Source organism: Hallella faecis, assembly GCF_018789675.1.
Classification (GTDB): domain Bacteria; phylum Bacteroidota; class Bacteroidia; order Bacteroidales; family Bacteroidaceae; genus Prevotella; species Prevotella faecis.
Genome location: NZ_JAHKBE010000181.1, coordinates 1 through 328 on the forward strand (window position 1 = coordinate 1; position 328 = coordinate 328).

The 328-nt window shown below is 40.9% G+C and carries 1 protein-coding gene; it reads right to left on the bottom strand.

Annotation, left to right across the window (positions count from 1 at the left end; translation table 11 throughout):
• Positions 1-200: single-stranded DNA-binding protein (locus KM934_RS13045; protein ID WP_215761062.1), on the bottom strand; the 200-nt coding region annotated here is incomplete at its 3' end.
• Positions 201-328 lie beyond the last annotated feature (128 nt).

A 328-nucleotide genomic window follows, 5' to 3' on the forward strand; every position in this document is an offset into this window, starting at 1 on the left:
TCGAAGGAAGAGGTGTTCTCGTTTTTGCGCCATGCCTCTACATTCATGAAGGCTGATGTGCGGTTTGTTTCCTCGCCATTCTTCTCAGTACGGCTGATGGCCAGTGAAAAACGTGCAACGCTTGCTGTTGAGAACTGATGGATGCTTGCATCCTTACCTACGAAACCGCTTACTACGAAAGAATTTTCAATCTTTTTCATAACTTTGATATTTTAGAAGTGAAACATTTATTTTTTACGTTGCTATCAGAGTTAGCAAGGAAAGCAGGCAAGCAAGGAATTACCGAATTATTTCACCTTGGCACAGAAAAGTTTTTTGGATGATGTCA